Annotated in this window: 3 protein-coding genes; 1 reads left to right on the top strand and 2 read right to left on the bottom strand. The window is 44.1% G+C overall.

Features of this window, described 5'->3' with window-relative positions; all coding sequences use genetic code 11:
* Window positions 1-187: hypothetical protein (locus A918_RS22215; RefSeq protein WP_210162326.1), on the bottom strand; the 187-nt coding region annotated here is incomplete at its 3' end.
* 260 nt (window positions 188-447) lie between these two features.
* Between A918_RS22215 and A918_RS0114155 the strand changes: the two genes are divergently transcribed.
* Window positions 448-1,032 carry a recombinase family protein gene (locus A918_RS0114155; protein ID WP_022711700.1) on the top strand — a complete coding sequence of 195 codons (585 nt, stop codon included), beginning with the start codon at window positions 448-450 and terminating at the stop codon, window positions 1,030-1,032.
* 52 nt (window positions 1,033-1,084) lie between these two features.
* On the opposite strand, the gene A918_RS0114150 is transcribed toward A918_RS0114155, so the two are convergent.
* On the bottom strand, window positions 1,085-1,510 hold the full coding sequence (locus tag A918_RS0114150) for a hypothetical protein (RefSeq protein ID WP_156831450.1): 426 nt from the start codon (window positions 1,508-1,510) through the stop codon (window positions 1,085-1,087).
* Window positions 1,511-1,618: the final 108 nt, after the last annotated feature.

Genomic DNA, 1,618 nt, shown 5'->3' with positions numbered 1-1,618 from the left:
GCGCCACTTGAAATCGTTCATCAAAAGTCTCGCTGAAAATTGTCAGCATTCTTTCGGACATCGGCAAAATTTTTGCAACAGAGCCATGAATTAAGTATGCAGGTTCAACACTGCATAGATACAGTCTACAATATTGATACAGACGCTGATCGATTTCGCTATCCCTCAAATTCAAAAAATCTTCCATATGCAGGCATATCTGCTGATCTAAAACAGCTATTTCAATCGCATGAATTAATCATCAGATGGTGCGAAGGCATTGTTCAAGAGTATGGTCTTGATCACTGATAGATAAATCCTCTCAAATACGGTCGTTTTTGAGAAGCTCAATCAGCATCACAAAAATAAATTGATCTGCCCGAAATATCTTCTCAAAACTCGTCTCAATTGATATGGTTCTCAAAACCATATGATTAACCGTTTTTGAGAAGATCGAGGGTCAATTAAATGCTCGTCGGCTATGCGCGTGTTTCAACACAGGATCAAACAGCAGATTTACAGATTGACGCTCTTCGCGCGGCTGGCTGTGAAAAGGTTTTTGTTGAAACCGCAAGCGGTTCCAAAGCTGACCGGCCAGAACTCTTAAAAGCTTTGGATTATATGCGCAGCGGGCAGGACAGTCTTGTTGTATGGAGATTAGACCGCCTTGCGCGTTCATTGCTTCAACTGATTGAAACCGTCAATGACCTTCAGGCCAGAGAAATTGGATTCCGATCGCTCTCTGAAAATATTGACACATCATCATCAGGTGGCCGCTTAATATTCCATCTATTTTCTTCAATTGCAGAATTTGAGCGTGACCTTATCAGGGAGCGTACAAAAGCGGGACTGGAAGCAGCTCGTAAGCGTGGAAAACACGGTGGGCGGCCAAAGGCAATGGACAGTGCTGCAATCGTGCAAGCTAAAGCGCTTTTTGAACAAGGTGATCTTACTGCAAAGCAAATTGCAGTGAGACTTAATGTTTCTGTCCCGACCTTATACAGATATTTGTCACCGACTGATAAGCTGCCTTTAATTAAGCCGGATGGGTGAATTTTAAAAACTGCGTGGATCTGTTTCGATTAAAACGAACATATTCTAATAATCATCTATTAAACCAGCCCATGCGCTCCGCTAATGACGGTTCTGATTTATGACCAGCTGCAAGCATAAGGCTTAACTGATCATCATGGCTTATAGCGCCTATGTGAAAGCCCTTCATTTTTGCAGCTTCAATAATCCCTTCGAGGGTAGGAAATTCCTCAAGTTCTGTACCAAGCCAGATTTCAAAATCCTCGTACTCGCCATAGTCCTTTAAAAAGCCCTGAAGAAAAAATGTACGCAAAGGCTGATCATAGCCAATGAATGCGTCTGCATCCTGCTTGTCGTCCTTGTTCATGCAAATTTGTATGCGACACATAATATGTCCTCCGGAACATTTTTTCTTATGAGAGGGAAACCAAGGGGCATCCCTAGTTTTCCCAGCAAGTCCAAAAATCGGTGTCCCCGTTTTTCGCTCTTCGAGCTGCAAAATCGCTCTGATGTGCGACCCTTCGGGCGGGTGATCCCCCTCCGTTTTTTGGTCTTGCCCCCTTCCTTACCCGTCCTCGCCGGACAGGCAGAGGGGCATGCAGTGCAT

Origin of the sequence: Pseudochrobactrum sp. AO18b (genome assembly GCF_000409565.1) — a bacterium.
GTDB classification, from domain to species: domain Bacteria; phylum Pseudomonadota; class Alphaproteobacteria; order Rhizobiales; family Rhizobiaceae; genus Pseudochrobactrum; species Pseudochrobactrum saccharolyticum.
The sequence above is the reverse complement of the archived record's forward strand: the minus strand, read 5'-3'. Positions and strand labels throughout refer to the sequence as shown.